At 45.1% G+C, this 1,072-nt stretch carries 1 protein-coding gene; it reads right to left on the reverse strand.

Annotated features, from left to right (window positions below; all coding sequences use genetic code 11):
- Positions 1-13: 13 nt before the first annotated feature.
- Positions 14-994, reverse strand: a complete 981-nt coding sequence (locus P1X15_RS32450) for a transposase (RefSeq protein WP_277342259.1) — start codon at positions 992-994, stop codon at positions 14-16.
- Positions 995-1,072 lie beyond the last annotated feature (78 nt).

Below are 1,072 nucleotides of genomic sequence, written 5' to 3' on the forward strand. Positions count from 1 at the left end.
TGAGGGATGGGCATTATTGAAAAGTGACTTTAAAATTCTCTAAACTGCCCAACTCTCTTTGATTAGTGAAATTATCATACATGATTAATTGGACTGTGCAACTCGCTATCATTAAGTAGGCACTGACCCTATCCAAGCCTTTGTAAGGCAACATCGTATTGCCAGTCAGACCGGTCAGCTCTTTAATAAGTGCAAAGGTTGGTTCAATCGAGGGCTTACGGCGACGATAAGTAAGCTTTCCGGCCCAAGAACCTGCCATATCATTATAGTATTGCTTGAAATAACTCATTCGCGGGCTTACTTTGAAAAGACAGGGAGTAGTAACTAAAATTGAAAAGCGCTCGTGGATGGCTTTTAAAAAACGGCCGGCAAAATACCCGCTGTCGGCAACTACTACTACTAAGCGCTGCTGTAAGGGTGCCACTAAGGTTTCTAAGAGTCGGTAGTCCTTAGTAGACGCTGTAGTGACCGTAGCCATCAGCGGGAAGCGATAACGATTACAGATTAGATGAAGGCCATAACCAAATCGCCAGCCATGATACTCGCTTTTAGCCCAAGATGCTTCCGTGTCAATACTGGCATGAGGAACTACCTTGAGGAGCATATGTTTTTTGTGCCACAGACCGCCTAAAGCACGAAAAACGCTTTTATCGGCAAAGCTACAGGCGTAACCGAAGGTGGGATGGTGGCGTTGCTGACACTGCAGAGCAATGGCAGGCATGAGTTGTTGAATCAGAGCAGGCAGAGCTAAAAAGCGTCTACGAATAGTTTTACGATCCGGGGCCTGTTGCCAGCCCAGCAATACATAATTGGCTTTGGCCCATCGGTGCATGGCAGCAAAAGCGTGAATGCCTTTGAGGAGCATGAGCATAAAAAACAGTAGAAATGACATACTCGTATAAGTTTGAGGTTTTCCCCGTTTGGACTGTTTTGCCTCCGGTTGCTGCCAACAGGTATTCAAAAAGTCAGATAAATACAGTAATTTGGCTTGCATGGAACCGCGTGTGTAATTGGATTGATTTGGTCATCAACTCTTTAACATTCGTTGGTTCCTATTTATGCCCACCCCTCA

Origin of the sequence: Runella sp. MFBS21 (assembly GCF_029433105.1) — a bacterium.
Lineage (GTDB): Bacteria > Bacteroidota > Bacteroidia > Cytophagales > Spirosomataceae > Runella.